The organism is Longimicrobium sp., from assembly GCF_036387355.1.
Classification (GTDB): Bacteria; Gemmatimonadota; Gemmatimonadetes; order Longimicrobiales; family Longimicrobiaceae; genus Longimicrobium.
Genome location: NZ_DASVTX010000535.1, coordinates 1 through 21,522, shown reverse-complemented (window position 1 = coordinate 21,522; position 21,522 = coordinate 1). Strand labels below are relative to the sequence as shown.

Sequence of the window (21,522 nt, the reverse complement as noted above, 5' to 3'; positions counted from 1 at the left end):
GCGCGTTTCTGCCTTTGGCGGGAGCGGTCAGTCCGCCGGAAGCGTGCGGACGAGGCGGATGCTGGTGCGCTCGTAGCCCAGGTGCTCGTAAAAGGCGTGCGCGTCCGTCAGGCGCAGGTTGCTGGTGATCTCCAGCAGGCCGCATCCGGCCTCCGCCAGCAGCCGCTCCGCCGCGTGGACGAGCGCGCGACCGATCCCCGATCCGCGCTCCGATGCGTCCACGATCAGCGCGGTGATGCGCCCCACCGGGAGCGGCCGGTGCAGCACCGTCATCCGATGTACGGTCACGACGCCGGCCAGCCCTCCGCCCGCGCGCGCCGCCACAAGCGCCGCGTTGGCCCCGCCCGACCACTCGTCCCATCGCGAGGTGATGGAATCCGCGGCCGTCGGATGCCCGAGTGCGGTCAGCAGCCGCGCGATCTCGGCGGCGTCGCCCGGCTCAGCGGGGCGAATGATCGTGTTCACGGGGAAAGCTGGGCCGGAAGGTCCAGGGTGTCCGCACTGTCTTGCGCGGACAGCGAATCCGGTCCCGCTTTCGGCTCAAAGCTGCAGCGCTCTCGAGCCTCGTCCCAGCGCCCGCCCTGGTCCAGACAACGGTCGACGGCATCGCACCCGCACAGGGGCGCCCCGGCGAGAACCACGGCGATCGTGGCAGCGGTGGCTTTCCATCGTGGGCGCATGCAATTCCTCGTTCAGGATGGTGTCGGGCCAACGAACCGCGGACCGGCTGCCATGATCGTCGGGCGCGGCGGATTGCGCCAGCGGCAGATTGCGACAGCGACTTTCGACAAACGCTGGCCTGTTCTGCGTCCGGAGCGTATGTTTGGCCGCGAACACGGTTTCATCCGCACAGAACGCCATCCGACCGATGTCCAACGAGCTATCTCCCGCCGAAATGACGGTGCTGCGCGAACTGGCGCGGCGCGGCATGCCCATGTCCGAGGTGCGGCTGGATACCGAAGCCCTCAAGCTGCTCGCAGAGCGCCGCTGGGTAAAGCGGATGAGCGGGTTTTCCGTCATCACCCCCGACGGGCAGCGCGCGTTCGCCGAGCTTACCCGGCCCGCAGACACCGCGCAGGCTTCCGCGGGCGACGCTCCTGAAGCCGCCGGTGAGGGCGAGGCGTCCGGCAACGATCCCAACGCGGTGCAGCTGAACGAAACGCAGGAAGACATGGTGCGTCAGCTCGCGCTCGCCAACGCGCCGGTGCCCTTTGACGACCTGGACGGCCGCGTGGTGCGGGCGCTGGAGGGCCGCGGTCTGGTGCAGCGCACGGAGGGCATGGTGTCGCTCACCGAGGCCGGGCAGACGGTGTACAAGGAACGCGTCCGCCGCCGGCGCCGCGCGCGCTCGGGGTGGGTGGGCGCGCCGCCGCCGCGCGCCGACGTGTCGCCGGTGGAAGACCGCTCCGCGCCCGAAAAGGCCATTCGCGAGGCCGTGGACGTGCTGCGCGGCGCCGTCCCCGGCGAAGACCGCATTCTGCTGGACGACCTGGAGGCCCCGGCGGAGGACGCGTTCCAGTCGCTGCTGGAACTCGCGGACCGCATCGAGCGCGGCGACGATCCCCGGCGCATCGTCCGGCGCCGCTGATCACGCGGCGGGATGAGGGACAGAACGGCCCGGCGGATGCTCTCCGCCGGGCCGTTGCCATCTCCGGGAAAAGATCGGCTCCAGCAGAGGCACAGAGACACGGAGGAGGCGATTTCTGTGTTTCCGTGCCTCTGCTGGCGAACGCTGTTCAGCCGGGTCCGCGAGAACCGGACTACTCCGCGGGCGGCGGGCCCAGGATCTCGATGCCGTGCTCCGCGGCAATCTGCATCAGCGACGCCATGTCGGGGCCGGCGGGCTGGTTGAACTCCTCGGACCAGCGGGCGTAGAAGCGGTCGAACCCGGCCGGCGTCACGATCACCCAGTGCCTGGCGATCTCCGTCCCCGCGTTGCGATAGGTGTGCGGCACGCCGCGCGGCAGAAACGACACCGACCCCGGCCCCGCGGGCGTCCACGCGCCATCCGACCACAGCTCGATCGTGCCCTCCTGGACGATGAAGATTTCGTCCTCGTTCTGATGCACGTGCGGAGGCGGCCCGCCGCCCGGGTGCGTGGCCGTCAGCGCGATGGCCAGCGCGCCGCCTGTCTGCTCGCCATCCAGCATCAGCTCAAAGTCCGTCCCCGGCGTGGGAAGCTGGGTGCCCTGCCCCGCCATCACCACCAGCGGCATCAGCGCCGCCTGCAGTCCGTTGCTCATCGGAAATCCCGTTGTCGAAAGAAGTTGCGTTCCCGTGCATGCCCGGCCGTCCCTGGCCTGGCGCGGACGAAGAATGCAACCGCCCCTCGTGGGCTGCATGGGTACCCTGACCCGGAACGCAGGACCGCCCCCGGCCATGCGGCGCGGGGGCGGTTCTTTTCATCGGTCAATCAGGACTCCGGCGTGCCGGAGCGGATCTTCTTTTCGGCCTCGTCCAGCGCGTCCCAGGCGAGCATGGCGCATTTGACGCGGCGGGGAAGCTTGGCGACGCCGGCCAGCGCGCGCATGTCGCCCAGCTGCTTGTCGCGCGCGGCGGCCTCGTCGCCGTGAATCATCTCGCGAAAGCGGTCGGAGATGCCGCGCACCTCGTCCCACGACTTCCCCACCGCGTGCTCGCTCATCATGCTGGCGGCGGCCTGTGAGATGGCGCAGCCATGTCCGCTGAAGCGCACTTCGGCAATGCGGTCGTCCTGCACGCGCACCTGCAGCAGGATGTCGTCGCCGCACACCGGGTTGCGCATGGGGATCACGGCGTCGGGCGCGTCCAGCTCGCCGCGAAAGCGCGAGCTGCGGTAGTGCTTCAGGATCAGTTCCTGGTAGACGGCGTCGAGCGCGGAGCGTTCCATAACCGCAGTGCGTGAGTGCTGGGTGCGTGAGTGCGGAACTGCGAGAGTACGAGAGTGGCGGGCGTCCTCGGCTGGGCCCTCACCCGTCCGCGCTGAGACGCGTCCACCCTCTCCCACGAACGGATGTGGGAAAGGGGGCACACACCAACAGCGCCCCTCCCCCGGCCCCTCCCCGTGCAAACGGCCGCACGGAGAGGGGAGAAAAACGCGCCGGGATGTCCGCAACGTGCGGTTGAAGCCTCGATCGTGGACGCGACAGCGGCCACGAGTCGGGGCTTACCGCTTTCCGAGCGGCGGATTCATCCGCTCAGGTCGGCGCATCGGGCGACAACGGCGTCGCGCTCCGCGCGGGCCCCTCCCCCGCCCCTCCCCGTGCAAACTGCCGCACGGAGAGGGGAGAAACCGCGTTTGGCTCAGTACCCGAACAGGCCGCGCGCCTTGTGCAGCGCGTTCACCAGCGCATCCACCTCGCCCGGCGTGTTGTACAGGTAGAACGACGCACGCGCGGTGCTTCCCACGCCCAGCCGCTTCATCAGCGGCTGTGTGCAGTGGTGCCCCGCCCGGATCGCCACGCCCTCGCTGTCCAGAATGGTCGCCAGGTCGTGCGGATGGATGTCCGCCAGCGTGAACGAGACCACCCCGCTGCGCTCCGACAGGTCGCGCGGGCCAAGGATGGTCATGTCCGGGATGTCCTGCATGCGCTCGATGGCGTACGCCAGCAGCGACCGCTCGTGCGCCAGAATGGCGTCGCGACCCACGGCGGACAGGTAGTCCGCGGCGGCGGCCAGCCCCACCGCGCCCGCGATGTTGGGCGTTCCCGCCTCCAGCCGGTGCGGCAGCGGCGCGTAGGTGCTGGACTCCAACTCCACGAACTCGATCATGTCGCCGCCGCCATGGAACGGGCTCAGCGACTCCAGCGCCTCGCGGCGCCCCCACAGCCCGCCGATCCCCGTGGGACCGCACATCTTGTGGCCGCTGAACGCGTAGAAGTCGCACCCCAGCGAGGGAACGTCCACCGGCAGGTGCGGCGCCGATTGCGCTCCGTCCACGATCATCACCGCGCCCGCGGCCCGCGCGCGCGCCGCGATCTGCGCGACCGGGTTCACCGTCCCCAGCGCGTTGCTCACGTGCGTGATGGAAACCAGCTTTGTCCGCTCCGTCAGCACCACGTCCAGCGTGGACAGGTCCAGCCGGCCCTGCTCGTCGATGTCGATGAAGCGCAGGCGGGCGCCGGTGCGCTGCGCCACCATCTGCCAGGGCACCAGGTTGCTGTGGTGCTCCAGAACGCTCAGCAGGATCTCGTCCCCCGCCTTCAAGTGCGTGGTGCCCCAGGCGTGCGCCAGCAGGTTGAGCGCCTCGGTGGTGCCGCGCGTCCAGATGAGCTCGTGCGGATCGGCGATGCCCAGAAACCGGGCCACCCGTGTGCGCGCACCGTCGTACGCGTCCGTGGCGCGGTTGCTCAGTTCATGGATGCCACGGTGCACGTTGGCGTTGGCGCTGCGGTAGTGCCCGCTGATGGCGTCGATGACCTGCACCGGCTTCTGCGTGCTGGCCGCGTTGTCCAAGTACACGAGCGGCTTGCCGTTCACCGTCTCCGACAGGATCGGAAAGTCCTCGCGGATGCGAGCGACGTCCAGCGGCGATGCGGGTGCTGCGAGTTCAGTGATGCTCATCCAGGATCCATCGTTACAGCTTTTGATTGCCGCCGCCGGACGGCCCTGACCAGCGCGATCACCAGCAGGTTACCCGCCGCGATCGTGCCGATCGTCAGCGTGATCAGGGCCGCGAACCCGCCGCCGATCAGCAGCGCGGTTTGCGGCCCCAGGTACGACGCCATCAGCACCGCTGTCAGCCCTACGACGAGGTCGACCAGCAGGACGGCCCACGCCAGCTCCTTCAGATCTTCGCGAAGGGCGGAGCGGCGCATGGGTACGTAGGGGAAAGGGTCTACGGCAACTCCACCATCACGTCCCCGCCCTCGATCCGCGCGGGAAAGACGGGGACGGGGCGCACCGCGGGCGGGCACACCGGCTCGCCCGTCCGCAGGTCGAACGCGGCGCCGTGCCACTCGCAGGTCAGGGTGCACGCATCGGCGTCCACCTCACCCACGGATAGCGGAAAGTCGCGGTGCGAGCACACGTCGGCGATGGCGTACACCTCGCCCTGCACCCGCGCCAGCGCGATGCGCCGGCCCGCGACCTCCACCCCCAGGACCGCGCCCTCGGAAAGCTCCGAGAGCGCGGCCGCCCGGATCCACCCCAACCTCAGCGCGACCGGGCCAGCTTGCGCTCCACCACGCGCAGCAGTTCCTGCTTGACGCCTTCCAGCGGAAGCTGCTCCAGCACCTCGGCAAAGAAGCCGAACACCACCAGCCGCACCGCCTCCACCTTGGGAATGCCGCGCGAAAGCAGGTAGAACACCTCTTCCTCGTCCAGCTGCCCCACCGTGGCGGCGTGCGAGCAGCGCACGTCGTCGGCCTGGATCTCCAGGTTGGGGAGCGAGTCGGCGCGGGCGCCGTCGCTCAGCAGCAGGTTGCGGTTGGTCTGGTACGCGTCCGTGCGCTGCGCCCTGGGGTGCACGCGGATGAGCCCGCGGAACACCGACCGTCCCTTGTCGCTCAGCGCGCCCTTGAACAGCAGGTTGCTGCTGGCGTGCGGGGCCAGGTGGTCCTGCAGCGTCTGGTTGTCGAAGTGCTGGTTTCCGTCGGCGATGTACAGCCCCAGCATGTCGATGTGGCTGCCCGGCGCGCGCATGCGGCACTGCACGTCGGCGCGCGACATGTCGGCGCCAAAGCTGGTGTACAGCGTGGTGATCTTGGCGTCGCGCCCGGCGACCAGCCGGTCGGTGGACAGGTGCGCCACGCCCGCGCCGTACCGCTGCACGGAGGTGTAGATGGCCACCGCGCCCTCGTCCGCAAAGATCTCGGCGGCGCCCACGGAAAGCGCCGGCTTGCTCAGGTCGTCCGAGCCCAGCGTTTCCACGACGGCGAACCGGGAGCCCTGCTCCGCCACCACCAGCGTGCGCCCGAACGCGGCCGTGCCGGCCTCGCTGAGCCAGCGGTACACGCGGAACGGAGCCTCCACCTGCACGCCCTTGGGAACGTACAGAAAGGTGCCGCCCGTCCACAGCGCCGCGTTCATCGCCGCGAACTTGCCGTCGTCCGGGGTGATGGCGGTGCCCAGGTGCTTCTGCACCAGTTCGGCGTGCTCGTGGGCGGCGATCTCCAGCGAGGTGAAGATGACGCCCTGCGCGGCCAGTTCCTCCGGCAGTTCGCGCACGACCACGGAGGCGTCGATCTGCACCAGACGGGCGCCGGGCTCGGTGGCCTCGTCCATGAGCGTGGAGAGCCCGGCGGGCAGCCCGGCGCCCACGGAGGCGGGGCCGCGCTCCTCGGCAAAGGTGAACGCGTCCAGCCGGACGAGCTTCTTGATGTCGGTGTAGCGCCAGTCCTCCAGCCGCGTGGTGGGCATGGGGGTGTCGGCAAACACGCCGTGGGCGGCCATGCGCGAGGCGCGCAGCCACTCGGCCTCGCCCTTGCGCGCGGCCAGGATCTCCACCTGGTCGCGGGTAAAGGCGCCGACGTCGGCGGGGGTGATGGTATCGGTCACGGGAATCCGGGTCTCGGTTGCGTATATCCGGCGAGGAGAAAAGAAGTGCCCAGTGCCCGGTGCCAAGTGCCCAACTGAGCACCGGCACTGGGCACTGGGCCCTGTCCTTATCCCACCGATCCTTCCATCTCCAGCTCGATCAGCCGGTTCAGCTCCACCGCGTACTCCAGCGGAAGCTCCTTGGCGATCGGCTCAATGAAGCCGCGCACCACCATGGTGGCCGCCTGGTCTTCGCTCAGGCCGCGCGACATCAGGTAGAACAGCTGCTCGTCGCCGATCTTGCTGACCGTGGCCTCGTGGCCGATCTGCGCGTTCTGGTCTTCGATGTTGATGTACGGATACGTGTCGGTACGCGCCTGCTCGTCCAGCAGCAGCGCGTCGCACTCCACGTTGCTCCGCGCGTGGTGAGCGCCCGGCTGCACGTGCAGCAGCCCGCGGTACGACGAGCGCCCGGAGCCCTTGCTGATGCTCTTGCTCACGATGCGCGACGACGTGTGCGGCGCGGCGTGAATCACCTTGCCGCCGGCGTCCTGGTGCTGGCCGTTGCCCGCGTACGCGATGGACAGGATCTCGCCGCGCGCGCCCTCGCCCATGAGGTAGCAGCTGGGGTACTTCATGGTCAGCTTGCTGCCCAGGTTGCCGTCCACCCACTCCATGGTGCCGTCGCGCCCCACCATGGCGCGCTGCGTCACCAGGTTGTACACGTTGTGCGACCAGTTCTGGATGGTGGTGTAGCGGCAGCGCGCGCCGTCCTTGACCAGGATCTCGATCACGCCGCTGTGGAACGAGTCCTGGCTGTACGAGGGCGCCGTGCACCCCTCGATGTACTGCACCTGCGCGCCTTCTTCCACGATGATCAGCGTGCGCTCGAACTGGCCCATGCTTTCCGCGTTGATGCGGAAGTAGGCCTGCAGCGGCATGTCGAGCTTGACCCCCTTGGGGATGTACACGAACGATCCGCCGGACCACACGGCCGTGTTCACCGCCGCAAAGAAGTTGTCGCGGTACGGCACCACCTTGCCGAAGTGCTCGCGCACGATGTCCTCGTGGTCGCGCAGGCCGTCGTCCATCCCCTTGAAGATGACGCCCGCCTGCTCCCACTCCGCCTTGAGCGAGTGGTACACGACCTCGGACTCGTACTGCGCGCCCACGCCGGCCAGAATGCGGCGCTCCTGGTCGGGAATGCCCAGGCGCTCAAAGGTGTTCTTGATGTTCTCCGGCACCTCGTCCCACGTCTTCCCCACCTTTTCGCTGGGGCGGATGTAGAAGTAGATGTCGTCGAAGTTGAGCCCGCTCAGGTCGCCGCCCCACTCCGGCCACGGGCGCGCCTGCGCGTGCTTGAGCGCCTTGAGGCGGATGTCGAGCATCCACCTGGGCTCGTTCTTCTGGCCGCTGATCTCCCGGACGATGCTCTCGTCCAGGCCCTTGCGGCTCTTGAAGATGTAGTTTTCTTCGTCGCGAAAGCCGAACTTGTACTCGTCGAGTCCGAGTGCGGCAACGTCTTCATTGAAAGGCATGTGCGCCTCCTCAGTTCACAAAAGGAAAGTGCCCAGTGCCCGGTGCCCGGTCCCCAGGGGTACTGGGCACTCCGGCACTGGGCACTTCCGTATTCCTGGTTACGCGCTGATCTCTTCCTTGATCCAGTCGTAGCCGCGCTCTTCCAGCTCCAGCGCCAGCTCCGGCCCGCCGCTGCGGATGATGCGGCCTTCCGCCATCACGTGCACGCGGTCCGGCTTGATGTAGTTCAGCATGCGCTGATAGTGCGTAATGAGCAGCACCGTGGTTTCCGGGCGCTCCGCCTTGATCTTGTTGATGCCCGCCGTTACGATCTTGAGCGCGTCGATGTCCAGGCCGGAGTCCGTCTCGTCCATCACGGCCAGCGCCGGCTCCAGCATGGCCAGCTGCAGGATCTCGTTGCGCTTCTTTTCGCCGCCGCTGAAGCCATCGTTCACCGAACGCTGCGCGAACACCGGGTCCATCTCCAGCATCGCCATGCGCCCTTCCAGCTCTTCCTGGAAGTCGAAGATGTCCACTTCTTCGCCGCGCTTGGCGTTCAGCGCCGTGCGCATGAAGTTGGCGACGGACACGCCGGGGATTTCCACCGGGTACTGAAACGCCAGAAAGATCCCCGCGCGGGCGCGCTCGTCGGCTTCCATGTCCAGCACGCTCTCGCCGCGGAACAGGATGTCGCCGTCCGTCACCTCGTACGCCGGATGGCCGGAGATCACCTTGCTGAGCGTGCTCTTGCCGCTTCCGTTGGGACCCATGATCGCATGGATCTCGCCCGCGTTCAGCTCGAGGTTCACGCCCTTCAGGATCTCGGTGCCGTCTTCGGCGATCTCGGCGTGAAGGTTGGTGATCGTAAGCAGCGGTTCGGCCATCAATCGTCTCCTGGACAGGCCGGCGCGCGCCGGCCGGCTCGGTGTTTCGTCGGGTTGGGTACGCCCCCCGCAACGGGGAACGCCTCGCCCGCGCGGCCGCGTTCACCCGCGCGCGAGTCAGCAAGAATGATTCTTACTATCATCCGCCAACCTAGGCCCGCCGGGGGCGTGCGTCAAGGCTGGCCGCCCCCTTGCGACGGGGTCCCGGGCGGGCTTTCAGTTCCCCGTCCGCCCCGCGCCTTTCCTCCTGTACCCCACACCCCGCATCCCGTCCCGTGACCGAGTCCGCCGCCGCTGATCCCGCCCCGCCCTTTCGTCCCCGGACCGTGCTGGTGCTGGGCGGAGGGGGAATGAAGGGCACCGCCCACGTGGGCGTCTGGAAGGCGCTGGACGAGGCCGGCGTGGTTCCCGACGCCATCGTGGGGTGCAGCATCGGCTCGCTGATTGCCTGCGCCGTTTCCGGAGGCATGGGGTGGCGCGACCTGGGCGAAATGGCGCTCAACCTGCGCAAGGAAGACATCGTTTCCGTCAACAAGCGCGCGGTGTTCATGGGCGGCGTGCGCGAAAACTCCGTGTTCGACGGGGGAACGTACCGGCGCTTCATCGCGGCGCGGCTGCCGCTCAAGAGCTTTGCCGACGCGCTCATCCCGGTGCGCGTCAACGCGGTGTCGCTGGTAGGGTGCGGCGAGGCGTGGTTCGGCACGGGGATGCGGGAAGACGTGGACCCGGTGGATGCCGTGTACGCCTCGTGCGCCATCCCCATCTACTTCCCCCCGTTGCGGCTGGACGGCGACGTGCTGGTGGATGGGGGCGTGCTCAACACCCTGCCGGTGGACCAGGCGATGGCGTGGGGCGCGGAGCGGGTGATCGCGGTGGACGTGGGGAGCGAGATCACCCCGCCGCCGGCCGGCTTCTTCGATCGCGGGATGATCGCCATCCACGACCGCACGCTCACGATGAACATCGCGCAGCAGCGCGAGCGCAACCTGGCCGCGTGGAGGGACCTGCCCGTCACGCTGGTGCGTCCCCGCATCGGCCACCTGGGCGCGTGGGACTTCGGGCGCACGCAGTACTTTCTGGAAGAAGGCTACCGCGCCACCAAGGAAGCCATCGCCACGCTCGGCTGAGAAGAGGGACGGCGCGGGCGAATCGAGCCCCACGTAGTCGATCGGGATCGAGCCTGCGCCCCCTCCAGAACGCCGTCCGGAGCGAACGAATACGGTCCGCGCGCAACGGACGTGACATGGCGGGTCGGGCGCCACGGCTGCACCTCCGCCGGTCCAGCGCGAGTGCGACGTTCCGCGCGTCGGCCGGTCCAGAGCGAATTGCGACGTTCCGCGCGTCCGCCGGTCCAGAGCGAATTGCGACGTTCCGCGCGTCCGCCCGTCCAGAGCGAATTGCGACCTTCCGCGGCGTCCGCCCGTCCAGAGCGGATTGCGACGTTCCGCGGCGTCCGCCCGTCCAGAGCGAATGAATTCGCCGCTGGGAAAGCACGAAGTCCGCCTTCGCGGACTGCGGCCGCGACCACGGCGCGAGCGGCGACGTCCGAAGCAGGCCCAAGACCGATGTCATCCTGAGGAGGCGCCGGCCGAAGTGTCTGCGGCGCTGCAATTTGGCGCCGACGAAGGATCTACTGTTCGCCGCGGACAGCGCCGCGATGCACACCCGAGCGGCCGCCTCGTCATCAAACGCCGGCCGAGCACACCATCATCGGACAACGCACCCGGCCCGGCCCCGCACAACGGAGCCGGGCCTTCTTCGCATCCGCCACCTCGCTGCCCCCCGCATCGCGCACCCCGACGACGGCTGCGGCGCGGGCGGAATCGTGCTTGCACCCGCCCTCCCGCTCGCGATCCGATCCACCTCCGGCGACGAGCATCCGCATGCCGCACGTGATCCTTCTGGGCGACAGCATCTTCGACAACGCGGCGTACGTGCGCGGCGGGCCCGACGTCATCGCCCAGCTCAACGACATCCTGCCCGGCGGCTGGACCGGCACCCTGGCCGCCATCGACGGCGCCACGACCTCCGACATGCCCATCCAGTACCGGCGCATTACGAAAGACGCCACGCACCTGGTGCTGAGCATCGGCGGGAACGATGCGCTGATGAACATCGACATCCTGAACCGCCGCGCGTCGTCCGTTGCGGAGGTGCTGAATCTGCTGGCCGACATGCGCGACCGGTTCGAGGCCGCGTACCGCGAGGTCGTCGCCGAGCTGCGCGGGCGCGGGCTGCCGCTCGTGATCTGCACCATCTACAACGGCAACTTTCCGGACGCGGCAATGCAGCGCGTGGCCCAGACCGCACTGTCGATGTTCAACGACGCCATTCTGCGCGTGGGCATCGAGTCCGGGCTGCCGATCATCGACCTGCGCCTGGTCTGCAACGATCCGGGAGACTACGCCAACCCCATCGAGCCATCCGTGCAGGGCGGGGCCAAGATGGCCCGGGCGATCGTGCGGGTCCTGGCCGGCGAAGCGCCCGAGGCCGTGGTCTTCGCTGGGTGAGCGGGAGCTGAGCGAATGAAGTCGCCGCAACAACGGCTGAAAGCCTCCCGATACCGCCGTGAGGCAGCAGTTGAACGCGGGCTCCACGGCCGCCCCCACCCGGGCCGGCACCACCGGCCCACCCTCCCCCAAAAGAGACTGGGGGAGGGTTGGTGGCGCGGAAGGCACGTGAGGGCATACACGGATTCGCGCTGCCCAAGCTCTCCCGAGCGGATAAATCCGCCGCTCTGAAAGCGGTACGACCCGGCTGACGGCTCGGCGCCGGCCTCCTTCGCTCGAATCAGCCGCCACAGTCCGCGGAGGCGGACTTCGTGTCTTTGGAGGCGCGGTTTCAACCGCCGGGAGCGGAGACGGCCTGACGAGCCGACCCCCGTCGCCGCGCCGAACGGCTCGCCCTCGCCCGCTGGCGGCCCGGGTGCGGGAGAGGGGGCTGGGGGTGAGGGGCGCCTCGGCATGCGCCATAGCCCTCAAAGCCCGAACTGCTCTCCGTGCGGCAGTTCGCACGGGGGGGCCGGGGAGGGGCGCTGTTGCCGTGTGCTCCCTCTCCCACATCTGTTCGTGGGAGAGGGTCGTCGTGCGCAGCACGCGGGGTGAGGGCCACAGCCGGCGGCGCGCGCATCCTCCTGAACCTGCAATCCTTCCGCTGATCGACAGAAAAAAAGCGGGGCGGACCTGGTGAGGTCCGCCCCGCTTTCCATCATGCGGCCGCGTGGATCAGCCGCGCTGCCCGTGTCCGCCGCCGTTTCCACGGCCGCGCCCGCCGCGCCGGCGCTGGCTGTCGCCGCCGCCCGCGCCCGCCATCTCCCGGCGCGGCTCGGACGACGAGCGCGACCCTTCGCTACGCGGCTGCGGACGCCCGCCGCCGGACGACGGGGCGCGGCCGGCCACCGGCGCGCCGCCTTCGCGCGCGGCCTTGCGGTCCGCCTTCTCCTTGGCGCGCGCGCGCTCCTCCGACTTGCGCTTGCGGATCTCCGCGATGCGCTCGGCGATGGGCACCTCGAACCGCTCCTGCGGCTTGGCGCGGTAATCGAAGCCCTCCACCACGATGCGGTTGAGCTGCTTGCCGATGGCGCGCTCGATGGCCTTGAGGTCGCGCTCCTCGTCCGGCGCCACGAAGGTGTACGCATCGCCGGTGGCCTCCGCGCGGGCCGTGCGGCCGACACGGTGGATGTAGTCTTCCGGCACGTGCGGCACGTCGAAGTTCACCACGTGCTCCAGCGCCTCCACGTCAATGCCGCGGGCCACGATGTCCGTCGCCACGAGCACGCGGTAGCGCCCCGCCTTGAAGCCGGCCAGCGCGTCGGTGCGCGCCGTCTGGCTGCGGTTGCCGTGAATGCGGGCGTTGGGCACGCCGTGCTTTTCCAGGAACTCCGCCAGGCGGTTGCTGCGGTGCTTGGTGCGGCAGAACACGATGACGTTGCCCACCTCGTTGCGCTTGAGCAGTTCCAGGAACAGGTGCGCCTTGAGCTCTTCCGAGACCGGGTACACCGCCTGGGTGATGCCCACGGCCGGCTTGGCCTGGCGCTGCAGGTCAACCGTGGCGGGCGACTGCAGCATGTCGCGCGACAGCGCCACGATGGGCGCCGGCATGGTGGCGCTGAAGAACAGCGTCTGCCGCTTGGCGGGAACGTGCTTCAGCACCCGGCGGATGTCGGGGAGAAAGCCCATGTCCAGCATGCGGTCGGCCTCGTCCAGCACCAGGATCTCCACGCCGTCCAGCTTGGCGTACGGGTACTGCAGGTGGTCCAGCAGGCGGCCCGGCGTGGCGATGATGACCTCCACGCCGTCGCGGAACGCCTGCTCCTGCGGCTTCATCCCCACCCCGCCGAACACGGCGGCGGCGCGAATGCCCGTGCCCTTGCCCAGCGCCACGAACTGCTCGTGAATCTGCGCGGCCAGTTCGCGCGTGGGGCTCAGCACCAGCGCACGGGTGCGGCGCCGGGGCCCGTCCATCAGGCGCTGAATGGTGGGCAGCGCAAAGCCCGCCGTCTTGCCGCTGCCGGTCATGGCGCACGCCATCACGTCGCGCCCTCCGAGGGCGAACGGAATGGCCTGTTCCTGGATCGGGGTGGCCTTGGTGTATCCCAGGTCCGAGACGGAGCGGAGCAGGGAGGGGTGAAGTCCGAGATTGTCGAAAGACATTTCGTGCCGAGTACAGACGAGCGCGCCGTATTCGGCGCAAAAGAACACGGCGGGGCTCGCGCGGAGTCCCGCCGTCCGGTTCGTGAGGGAGATACACCGCAATCGGCGAAAGGGTCGCGGAAGCGCCGATTGTGGCGCACGGCGGCCGCTTTCACCCGCCGCCTTGACCCACGCGCCCGCCGCCGCGATGATCCAATGTGGACGCCTTCGGAATGCCGGATTCCCGCTGTCCGTTTTCCGCCACGGATGAGCAGACGTGCACGCCTGTGGCCGCTTTCACGCGCGGGCTTCTGTCCAGATCGCCGCACTGATCCCTTCGGCGCATGCCGAAGCCGACCGTGTATCTGGACAGCACCATCCCGAGCGTGTACCACGACGACCGCACCGAGCCCGAGCGGGTGCGGTGGAGGACGATCACCCGCGCCTGGTGGGATGGAGCGCAGGAACGCTACACCCTGTGCACGAGCCAGCTGATGCTGGACGAGATCGCACGCGGCGGCAGGCCAGACCGGGCGGACGCGCGGCTTGCGCTTGTCCGCGGCATTCGGGTACTGGAGGTGAACGACGCAGTCCACCTGCTGGCCCTGCACTACAGGGCGCACCGGCTCATGCCGCGGACCGACGCCGTCCACGTCGCAGCCGCCTCTTGCCATCGATGCGATCTTGTGCTGACCTGGGATCTGAGGCACATGGCGAATCCGCGAAAAACCCGGCACATCCTACGCGTGAACGCCATGTCCGGATTGCCCACACCGCGTATCTGCACGCCGGAAACGCTGATCAGGGAGGCTGAATGAACCCCGTCGCCGAGGATCCCATCTTCCCGGACCTTGAAGAGGCCCGCCGCGAGATGGAGGTACTGTATCCCACGCTGGACGAGTTGTTCACCCATCTGCGGGAGTCACAGGCGCGGCATGGCGAACGGCTGGTGCGGCGGGATCCCGCAGATGATGAGGCGCTGATCGCGAGGCTGCGCAGCGCCCAGGCAGATGCCGCGGCCTGAGATCCAGGTGGTGTTGCGGAGGCGGGCACGCGGCCGATGAATCCGCGACGCGGTCGGAGAGAAAGTTTCCGCGGAGGTGCGGTGGCAGGTTTGCCATCCATGGTGTCCAGCCCGGAACAAGACTCGCGCGGGGCTCCAATCCGGACAGCTTCGGCACGCTGAACCCCGCTGTCCGTTTTCCGCCACAGATGAGCAGACGTGCGCGCCTGTGGCCGCTTTCACGCGCGGGCTTCTGTCCAGATCACCGCGCTGATACCTTCGGCGCATGCCGAAGCCGACCGTGTATCTGGACAGCACCATCCCGAGCGTGTACCACGACAGCCGCACCGAGCCCGAGCGGGTGCGGTGGAGGACGATCACCCGCGACTGGTGGGACGGGGCGCAGGAGCAGTATACGCTCTGCTCCAGTCCGCTGATGATCGCCGAGATCGTCAGCGGCAGACGAACCGAACGCGCGCTCCTGCGACTGGCCCTGGTCAGCGGGATTCCACGACTCGCAGTCTCGGAAGAAATCGAGGCGACCGCGCGCGACTACGTGCGTCACAAGCTGATGCCGCCGGACGACGCCCTGCATCTCGCCACGGCGTCCTGTCACGGCATCGACATCCTGCTGAGTTGGAACCTGAAGCACCTGGCGAACACGAACAAACGGCATCATCTACAGCGGCTCAACACGCGGATGAGCCTCCCGGTGCCGCGGATCTGTACCCCCGAAGAACTGATGAGGAACGCCGATGAACGCTGACGAGCATGTGTCTCCAGACGTGGAGGAGGCACGCCGGGAACTCGCGGAGCAGTACCCGACCGTAGAGGCGCTCTGCGATTACCTCCGAGCACTGGAAAGCGAACTCGCCCCCTTCACGGACGAGACGGGCGGAACCGACCTCGTTACCTGGTACATGAGCCGGCACGGCGGCGCGGATCAGCCGGACGGCAGGGCACCCGGAACCACCGTGCGACCTGCCGCCTGACGCGCGCATCCGCTCAGTGGTAGTCGTGCGAGCGGACGATTTCGCGGGCTTCGTCCAGCTGCAGGGGAAAGAAGGTTTCGGCCTTGATGTTGGTCACCCCGTCTTCCTTCCCCAGCTTGCCGCGCACGGCCAGGATGCCGTTGCCGTTGATGGTCTCCCGCTCGCGGGCGTACAGCTGCGGGGGGACAATGACGTCCACGCGCCCCGTCTCGTCCTCCAGCCCCACGAACACGAAGCCCTTGGCCGTCCCCGGCCGCTGCCGCACGATCACCAGCCCGGCGGCGGTCACGCGCTCGCCGTGGCGCCGCTCTGCATCCCGCAGCTCGCCCAGGGGGAGCACGCCCAGATCCCGCAGGCGGTCGCGCAGGTGGCGCATGAGGTGGCCGTCCAGGTCGAATCCGGTAACGTGGTGCGCCATCCGCGTGCGCTCCACCGGCGCGAGCTCCGGCAGACGCGCCACCGACGGCTCCGCGGGGGCCAGCGGGCCGCCGCTGCGGCGCGCCCGCAGCTCGCCCATCACCGTCCACAGCGCCTGGCGCGGCCCGCCCGGGATCCATGACCGGAACGCCCCCGCCGCGGCCAGCGCGCGCAACCCGTGCTCCGAGGGAAAGCGCTCCACCACGTCCGCCACCGAGGTGAACGGCCCGCGCGCCAGTTCCGCCCGCAGCCGCCCGCCCGTCACCGAGCCCAGCCCGCGCACGTAGCGAAGGCCCACGCGGACAGACGGAGAGTGCCCAGTGCCCGGATTCAAGTGCCCAGAAGGGCTGGATGGATCCGCTGGGCACTGGGAACCTGGCACTGGGCACTTCCCTTCCAGCGCACAATCCCACCCGCTCACCGCCAGGTCGATGGGCAGCACCTGCACCCCGTGCTGCCGCGCGTCGTGGATCAGCGTGGACACGGGGTAGAAGCCCATGGGCTGCGCGTTCAGGATGGCGCACAGGTACTCGGCCGGGTAGTACAGCCGCAGCCACGCGCTCGCGTACGCCAGCAGCGCGAACGAAATGGCGTGGCTTTCGGGAAAGGTGTAGCTGGCGCACGCTTCCAGCCATCCCAGCACCCGCTCCGCCGCCTCCTCGTCCACCCCGCGCGCCCGCATCCCCTCGCGAATCCCTTCCGTGGCGCGGTGCATCTCCTCACGGCTGCGCTTGCGGCTCATGGCGCGCCGCAGCCGGTCCGCTTCCCCGGGCGAGCACCCGCTCACCACGATTGCGCAGCGCATCAGCTGCTCCTGAAAGAGCGCCAGGCCGTGCGTGCGCCCCAGCACCGGCTCCAAATCCGGGTGCGGATACTCCGTGGGCACCTGGCCGCGCCGCCGCGCCAGCATCTCCTTCACCTGCCCGCCCATCATGGGCCCCGGGCGGATGGCACCGACGGAAATCACCACGTCGTAAAAGCACGTCGGCTTGAGGCGCGGAAGAAAGTTGGCCTGCGCGCGGCTCTCGATCTGGAACAGGCCGATGGTGTCCGCCTCGCCGATCTGCGCGTAGACGGCCGCGTCTTCCATGGGCAGCCGGCCGATGTCCACGTCCACCCCGCGCGTGTCGCGCACCATGCGGATGCACGAGCCCAGCAGCTTGAGCATTCCCAGCCCCAGCAGGTCGAACTTGGGGATGCCGATGTCGGCGCAGTCGTCCTTGTCCCACTGAATCACCGTGCGCCCCGGCATGGACGCCGGCTCGATGGGCACCATCTCCCCCAGCGGCGTGCCGGAAAGCACAAAGCCGCCGCTGTGGATCCCCCGGTGCCGCGGCACGCCGTCCAGCCCGGCCACCAGCTTCACCAGGGCGCGGGCGCGGGGCTCCGCCGGATCCAGGCCGACGGACCGCAGCGCCTTGCCCTCTCCCATCTCCAGCCACTCCGCCGCCGTCCCCGCCGGCGCGTGCCCGTCCAGCCGCTTGGCCAGAAAGTCCGCCTGCGCGGCGGGAAAGCCCAGCACCCGCATGGCGTCGCGCACGGCGGAACGGCCGCGGTACTCCACGTGGGTGCACACCATGGCGGCGTGGGGGCGGCCGTAGCGCTCGTACACGTACTGCAGCACGCGCTCGCGGTCGTCCATGGCCGCGAAGTCCACGTCGATGTCCGGCGCTTCGGGGCGCTCCACGGACAGGAAACGCTCGAACAGCAGGTGGTTGGCGATGGGGTCCACCGCCGTCACCCGCAGCGCATAGCAGACGAGCGAGTTGGCCGCGGAGCCGCGCCCCTGGCACAGGATGCCGCTTTCCCGCGCGAAGCGGCAGATGTCCCACACCACCAGAAAGTGGTCGGGCATCCCCACCTGCGCGATGATCTCCAGTTCCCGCCGCAGCTGGCGCCAGTGCACCTCCGACGCCTCGGGCAGCCGCTCCCGCAGCCCCTTCTCCGCCAGCGCGCGCAGCATCTCGTCCGCCGAGCCCCATTCCGCCGGCACGTCAAAGCGGGGGCGCGGCGGGGGAACGTCCAGCAGGCGAAAGGCGCCGCAGCGCTCCGCGATCTCCCGCGTGCGGCGGATTCCCTCCGGCGCGTGGCTCCACCGGCGCGCCATTTCGGCGGGGGGCTGCAGGCACCACTCGCCGGAGGGGCGCAGCCACCCCGCGCGGTGCGCCTGCTCCAGCGTGGCCTGCCGGCGCACGCAGGTGAGCAGGTCGTGCACGGCGCGGCCGGCGGCGTCGGCGTAGTGCACGTCGTGCGTCACCGTCCACGGCACCCCCACCTCGCGCGCCAGGTCGCGCAGTTCCGCGCACAGCGAAGCCTCCTGGTGCGTGCGGTGGTCCCACAGCTCCAGGTGAAAGCGGTCGCCGAACACCTCCTTCATCCCTCCCGCCACCATGCGCGCTTCCGCGAACCGCTCCTGGGCCAGCAGGCGGGGGATGCGGCCGCGCGGACAGCCGGAGAGCGCCACCAGCCCCGCGGAGCGCTCCCGGAGCGCGCTCCAGGGGACGGCGGGGGCGCCCCGCGGACGCTCCGTGCGCCCCCTTGACAACAGCCCGCAGAGGTTCTTCCACCCCTCCGGGTTTTCCACAATCAGCGTGAGATGGGAGGCGTCGTCCAGGGTGATTTCCGCGCCCAGCAAGGGGGTTACGCCCGACTCGCGGCAGGCCCGGGAGAAACGCACGGCGCCCCCCAGGTCGTCGTGGTCCGTGAGCGCAAGGTAAGTAGAACCCAGCGCCGCGGCCCTTGACACGAGCGCCTCGGGCGTAGACGAACCGTCACCCAGCGAAAACGCGCTGTGACAATGCAGCTCGACGTAATCTTCTTGTTTCACAAGCACTTAGCCCAAAAACGCGCGCATGGGGACATCGCGCACCCATCCCGATCACGTCTCAATCGAACCATCCTTCCAGGTACCACAGCCCGGTCGCCGCGTCTCGGTACACCAGCCCCAGCCACCCCTCTTCAGACTCCAGCCGCCAGTACTCGCGGGCTTCCGCACGGGCCCACCATCCCCCCGAAACCCTCTCCGGACCCTCTGCACGAGTTTTCCACAGTCGGGGTGGATAAGTCCCCATCCCCCCATCCGGCAATGCATTCGCGAGCGCCGCTCCGTCCACCCCCGCGGGGCGGCCCTCCGCGTCCTGCCGCACTGTCAGAGACAAGGGTTCTGTCAAGCGGCGCAGGCAGAGGGGGAGCACGTTGCGAAACCCGCTTCCCGCCACCGGCGGGTCCGGCGCCGGGGCGGCCGCGGTGAACGCTCCGATCCCCGCGCTGCCGTGCGCCGCCCACCCCGCGTGCTCTCCGGGCAGGTGCGCTCCGTGCCGCACGGCGGTGCTCAGCGCGCCGTCGCCCCAGCGGGCAAAGACGGGGAGCAGGGCGGCGTGCAGCGCGCCGGGGTCCGGCGCGGGGGCGGCGAACGCGTCCAGCTGGTCGGCGCGGGCCACGCCGTCTTCTTCCGCCACCAGGCGCACGCTGCACAGGGGGCCGGCGGGGGCGCGGTCCTCCACGGCGCGTCGGCACAGGTCCGCCAGCACGCGCGGGTCGGCGGTGGGGCGCGCGGGGCGCACCTCGCGGTCGTCGTCCGCCGCATCGGGAACGCGCAGGGTGAGCCGCAGCCGCGCGGGAATGCGCTGGCGGGCGGCAAGCTGCGCCGTCACCGAGGCGATCAGCCCGGGAAGCACGAAGCGCAGCGGCTCGGCGCTGTCCACCGGCGGCTCGAACTCCGCTTCGGCCTCCGCCGTCCCCGGCGCGGGGGGGCGAAAGGGCCAGCGGTCGTCACGCCCCTGCGCCAGGCGCCAGGCGCGCAGCCCCTCGTCGCCCAGGCGCAGCTCGATCTCGGCCGGGGGGAGCGCGGCCAGGTCGCCGCAGGTGCGCAACCCCAGCAGGTAGAGCGCGCCGCGCAGGGACGGCTCGATGGGGAGCAGGGAAAGGGAGCGGCGCAGCAGGTACTGGGCGTCACGGCCGCGGGGCACCACGCGGGTGGCGTGCGTGCGCTCGCGCGTGGCCGCCGCCGCGGCGATGCAGCTGTCCGCGATCCCCACCCGAGCCGCGAAGCCCGCGGCCTCCGCCGCCCGGGCCAGCCGCCGCGCCACGGCCTCGTCGCCGCCCAGCAGCTCCATTCCCGCCGCGTCCGCCCAGAAGGCGCACGGGTACTCGCGCACGGCGATCACCCGCGGCGCGGCGCCGAGCAGGGCGCCGGCCAGGGCGGCGCGGGCTTCAGCCCCGGGCGCGGGGTCGCCGGTCGGGACCGGGATCCGGATGCAGGCGATTCGACGGTTCGTGTACAAGCTCCACCTCGCGTTCTCCCGCGCGTGCGCCTTCGCCGCGCGCCATGCGGATGGCCGAGGGGCGGAGAAAGCGTCCGCCCGCGCCCAGCCCCGCCCGTCCCCCGCCCGTGCGGCGGAATTCCAGCCGCACGTCGGCTTTCCACTGCGGCGGCGGGCCTCCCGTGCTCACCAGCAGCGCCGTGTCCGTTTCGCGGGCCAGGGCGCGCAGGCGGTGCGCGTCGGTGCTGGCCGGCGCGGGGCCGTCCAGCACCACCAGGCCAAAGGCCCCGGTGCGCAGCATGGTTTCCGCCACCCACGCCCCTTCCTGCGCGTGCTGCGCAGAGGGCGGGCGGGCCACCCACAGCTCCGGCCGGGAGCGCCCGTCGGGCCCGCACCACGAAGCGGGGTCCAGCGTTCCCGTGGCGTCCACCAGCGCCACGCGCACCTCGCGGCAGGCGCTTTCCACCAGGGCGCGCATGGCGGCCGTGCGCCCCGCCGTGCCCTCGCCCGCCCACACCGTGAGCGCGCGCCGGGGCACGCCGCCGGGAAGCAGGGCGTCCAGCGCGGCCACCCCCGTGCGGAACCCCGGCTGCTCGCGCGAGGGCGCCTGCCCCGGCGCGGGGACGATGGCCGCGCCAAAGCGCTGTTCCAGGCGGGCGCGCAGCAGGCTGAGGTCGTGGGCGGCGCTCACGGGAGCACTCCTGGCCGGGGTGGTTTCGCGGACCGGGACGGCGTACCGGGAGGGCAAGTCTAATACCGAACATTCCCCGAACCAAGGGATTCTTCGTTCACTTTAAGTGCTTGCCAAGCGGCCATTTAGCATACATTTACAGAGTAGACGATTCGCAATTTCGCGGTCCGCTCGCGTGCACTTCCGCAGCGAACTCCGTACTCTTGTTCGCCGCGGTGCGGGGTGCGGGCGGCGCTCTGGACACCCCGGCGTCCACCTGTTCCGCGCGCCGCGTGTACGGTTGATGGGGAAAAGGAAACGACGGCGACACGGATGAAATCCGGAGCCGACGTCGTGCGGATGAGCGGGATGGATCGCGGTCCGCCGGGTGGCGGAGGGGAGCGGGGATCGCGGGCGGAGTGCGGGTGCGGCGGACGGCGGGGCCCTTACCCGGCCGGCGCCGTCACCCGGCCGCGCTGAGACGCGTCCACCCTCTCCCACGAACAGATGTGGGAGAGGGGGCACACGGCAACTGCGCCCCTCCCCCGCCCCTCCCCCGTGCAAACTGCCGCACGGAGAGGGGAGAACGACCTCTCGTTGCGCTTCCCACCGTGCCGATGCGGCCGAAGGAGGCCCCCTCCCCCCCGCCCCCTCCCCCCGCTCCGCGGGAGAGGGGGAGCCGTTCGGCG

At 70.0% G+C, this 21,522-nt stretch carries 20 protein-coding genes; 7 read left to right on the top strand and 13 right to left on the bottom strand.

Annotated elements, in window-relative coordinates; translation table 11 throughout:
• Window positions 1–27: 27 nt before the first annotated feature.
• Window positions 28–465: a GNAT family N-acetyltransferase gene (locus tag VF665_RS23070; RefSeq protein WP_331055836.1), complete on the bottom strand. Its 438-nt coding sequence runs from the start codon at window positions 463–465 to the stop codon at window positions 28–30.
• Window positions 466–868: 403 nt separating this feature from the next.
• Here VF665_RS23070 and VF665_RS23065 point away from each other — a divergent pair, with 403 nt between their 5' ends.
• Complete coding sequence (locus VF665_RS23065) at window positions 869–1,588, top strand: hypothetical protein (RefSeq protein ID WP_331055835.1); 720 nt, start codon at window positions 869–871, stop codon at window positions 1,586–1,588.
• Window positions 1,589–1,760: 172 nt separating this feature from the next.
• Here the strand turns inward: VF665_RS23065 and VF665_RS23060 are convergent, their stop codons facing one another.
• From VF665_RS23060 to sufC, 8 genes are all read right to left on the bottom strand, one after another.
• Window positions 1,761–2,243, bottom strand: a complete 483-nt coding sequence (locus VF665_RS23060) for a cupin domain-containing protein (protein ID WP_331055834.1) — start codon at window positions 2,241–2,243, stop codon at window positions 1,761–1,763.
• A 170-nt stretch (window positions 2,244–2,413) separates the two neighbouring features.
• Window positions 2,414–2,869 carry a Fe-S cluster assembly sulfur transfer protein SufU gene (sufU, locus tag VF665_RS23055; protein ID WP_331055833.1) on the bottom strand — a complete coding sequence of 152 codons (456 nt, stop codon included), beginning with the start codon at window positions 2,867–2,869 and terminating at the stop codon, window positions 2,414–2,416.
• A 413-nt stretch (window positions 2,870–3,282) separates the two neighbouring features.
• Entirely contained in the window at window positions 3,283–4,542 is a 1,260-nt protein-coding gene (locus VF665_RS23050; protein ID WP_331055832.1) for a cysteine desulfurase, read from the bottom strand.
• Window positions 4,539–4,796, bottom strand: coding sequence for a hypothetical protein (locus tag VF665_RS23045; RefSeq protein WP_331055831.1), 258 nt, complete (start codon window positions 4,794–4,796; stop codon window positions 4,539–4,541). The genes VF665_RS23050 and VF665_RS23045 overlap by 4 nt, the downstream gene beginning before the upstream one ends.
• 20 nt (window positions 4,797–4,816) lie before the next feature.
• On the bottom strand, window positions 4,817–5,137 hold the full coding sequence (locus tag VF665_RS23040) for a non-heme iron oxygenase ferredoxin subunit (protein ID WP_414679375.1): 321 nt from the start codon (window positions 5,135–5,137) through the stop codon (window positions 4,817–4,819).
• A complete protein-coding gene (sufD, locus tag VF665_RS23035) occupies window positions 5,134–6,477 on the bottom strand; it encodes a Fe-S cluster assembly protein SufD (RefSeq protein WP_331055829.1) in 1,344 nt (447 codons plus the stop codon). The genes VF665_RS23040 and sufD overlap by 4 nt, the downstream gene beginning before the upstream one ends.
• Window positions 6,478–6,584: 107 nt before the next feature.
• Complete coding sequence (sufB, locus tag VF665_RS23030; protein WP_331055828.1) at window positions 6,585–7,994, bottom strand: Fe-S cluster assembly protein SufB; 1,410 nt, start codon at window positions 7,992–7,994, stop codon at window positions 6,585–6,587.
• Between the two features lie 99 nt (window positions 7,995–8,093).
• The gene (sufC, locus tag VF665_RS23025) at window positions 8,094–8,858 is read right to left on the bottom strand and encodes a Fe-S cluster assembly ATPase SufC (protein WP_331055827.1); all 765 of its coding nucleotides are present in this window, start codon (window positions 8,856–8,858) and stop codon (window positions 8,094–8,096) included.
• A 275-nt stretch (window positions 8,859–9,133) separates the two neighbouring features.
• Here sufC and VF665_RS23020 point away from each other — a divergent pair, with 275 nt between their 5' ends.
• Both VF665_RS23020 and VF665_RS23015 read left to right on the top strand, forming a co-directional pair.
• Complete coding sequence (locus tag VF665_RS23020) at window positions 9,134–9,985, top strand: patatin-like phospholipase family protein (RefSeq protein ID WP_331055826.1); 852 nt, start codon at window positions 9,134–9,136, stop codon at window positions 9,983–9,985.
• 756 nt (window positions 9,986–10,741) lie between these two features.
• Window positions 10,742–11,368 (top strand): SGNH/GDSL hydrolase family protein, encoded by a 627-nt coding sequence (locus VF665_RS23015; protein ID WP_331055825.1) that lies wholly within the window; start codon window positions 10,742–10,744, stop codon window positions 11,366–11,368.
• A 714-nt stretch (window positions 11,369–12,082) separates the two neighbouring features.
• Here the strand turns inward: VF665_RS23015 and VF665_RS23010 are convergent.
• Window positions 12,083–13,510: a DEAD/DEAH box helicase gene (locus tag VF665_RS23010; protein WP_331055824.1), complete on the bottom strand. Its 1,428-nt coding sequence runs from the start codon at window positions 13,508–13,510 to the stop codon at window positions 12,083–12,085.
• Window positions 13,511–13,833: 323 nt separating this feature from the next.
• On the opposite strand from VF665_RS23010, the gene VF665_RS23005 reads away from it, so the two are divergent.
• From VF665_RS23005 to VF665_RS22990, 4 genes are all read left to right on the top strand, one after another.
• Window positions 13,834–14,307, top strand: a complete 474-nt coding sequence (locus tag VF665_RS23005; protein WP_331055823.1) for a PIN domain-containing protein — start codon at window positions 13,834–13,836, stop codon at window positions 14,305–14,307.
• On the top strand, window positions 14,304–14,513 hold the full coding sequence (locus tag VF665_RS23000) for a hypothetical protein (protein WP_331055822.1): 210 nt from the start codon (window positions 14,304–14,306) through the stop codon (window positions 14,511–14,513). The genes VF665_RS23005 and VF665_RS23000 overlap by 4 nt, the downstream gene beginning before the upstream one ends.
• A 265-nt stretch (window positions 14,514–14,778) precedes the next feature.
• The gene (locus tag VF665_RS22995; RefSeq protein WP_331055821.1) at window positions 14,779–15,258 is read left to right on the top strand and encodes a type II toxin-antitoxin system VapC family toxin; all 480 of its coding nucleotides are present in this window, start codon (window positions 14,779–14,781) and stop codon (window positions 15,256–15,258) included.
• Window positions 15,248–15,484 carry a hypothetical protein gene (locus VF665_RS22990; RefSeq protein WP_331055820.1) on the top strand — a complete coding sequence of 79 codons (237 nt, stop codon included), beginning with the start codon at window positions 15,248–15,250 and terminating at the stop codon, window positions 15,482–15,484. Before VF665_RS22995 ends, VF665_RS22990 begins: the two co-directional genes overlap by 11 nt.
• A 13-nt stretch (window positions 15,485–15,497) precedes the next feature.
• On the opposite strand, the gene VF665_RS22985 is transcribed toward VF665_RS22990, so the two are convergent.
• The 3 genes from VF665_RS22985 to VF665_RS22975 are packed head-to-tail and all read right to left on the bottom strand — an operon-like array spanning window position 15,498 to window position 20,854.
• A complete protein-coding gene (locus VF665_RS22985) occupies window positions 15,498–18,728 on the bottom strand; it encodes an error-prone DNA polymerase (RefSeq protein ID WP_331055819.1) in 3,231 nt (1,076 codons plus the stop codon).
• Between the two features lie 58 nt (window positions 18,729–18,786).
• Window positions 18,787–20,184 (bottom strand): hypothetical protein, encoded by a 1,398-nt coding sequence (locus VF665_RS22980; RefSeq protein WP_331055818.1) that lies wholly within the window; start codon window positions 20,182–20,184, stop codon window positions 18,787–18,789.
• Window positions 20,114–20,854, bottom strand: a complete 741-nt coding sequence (locus VF665_RS22975; RefSeq protein WP_331055817.1) for a hypothetical protein — start codon at window positions 20,852–20,854, stop codon at window positions 20,114–20,116. The genes VF665_RS22980 and VF665_RS22975 overlap by 71 nt, the downstream gene beginning before the upstream one ends.
• Window positions 20,855–21,522: the final 668 nt, after the last annotated feature.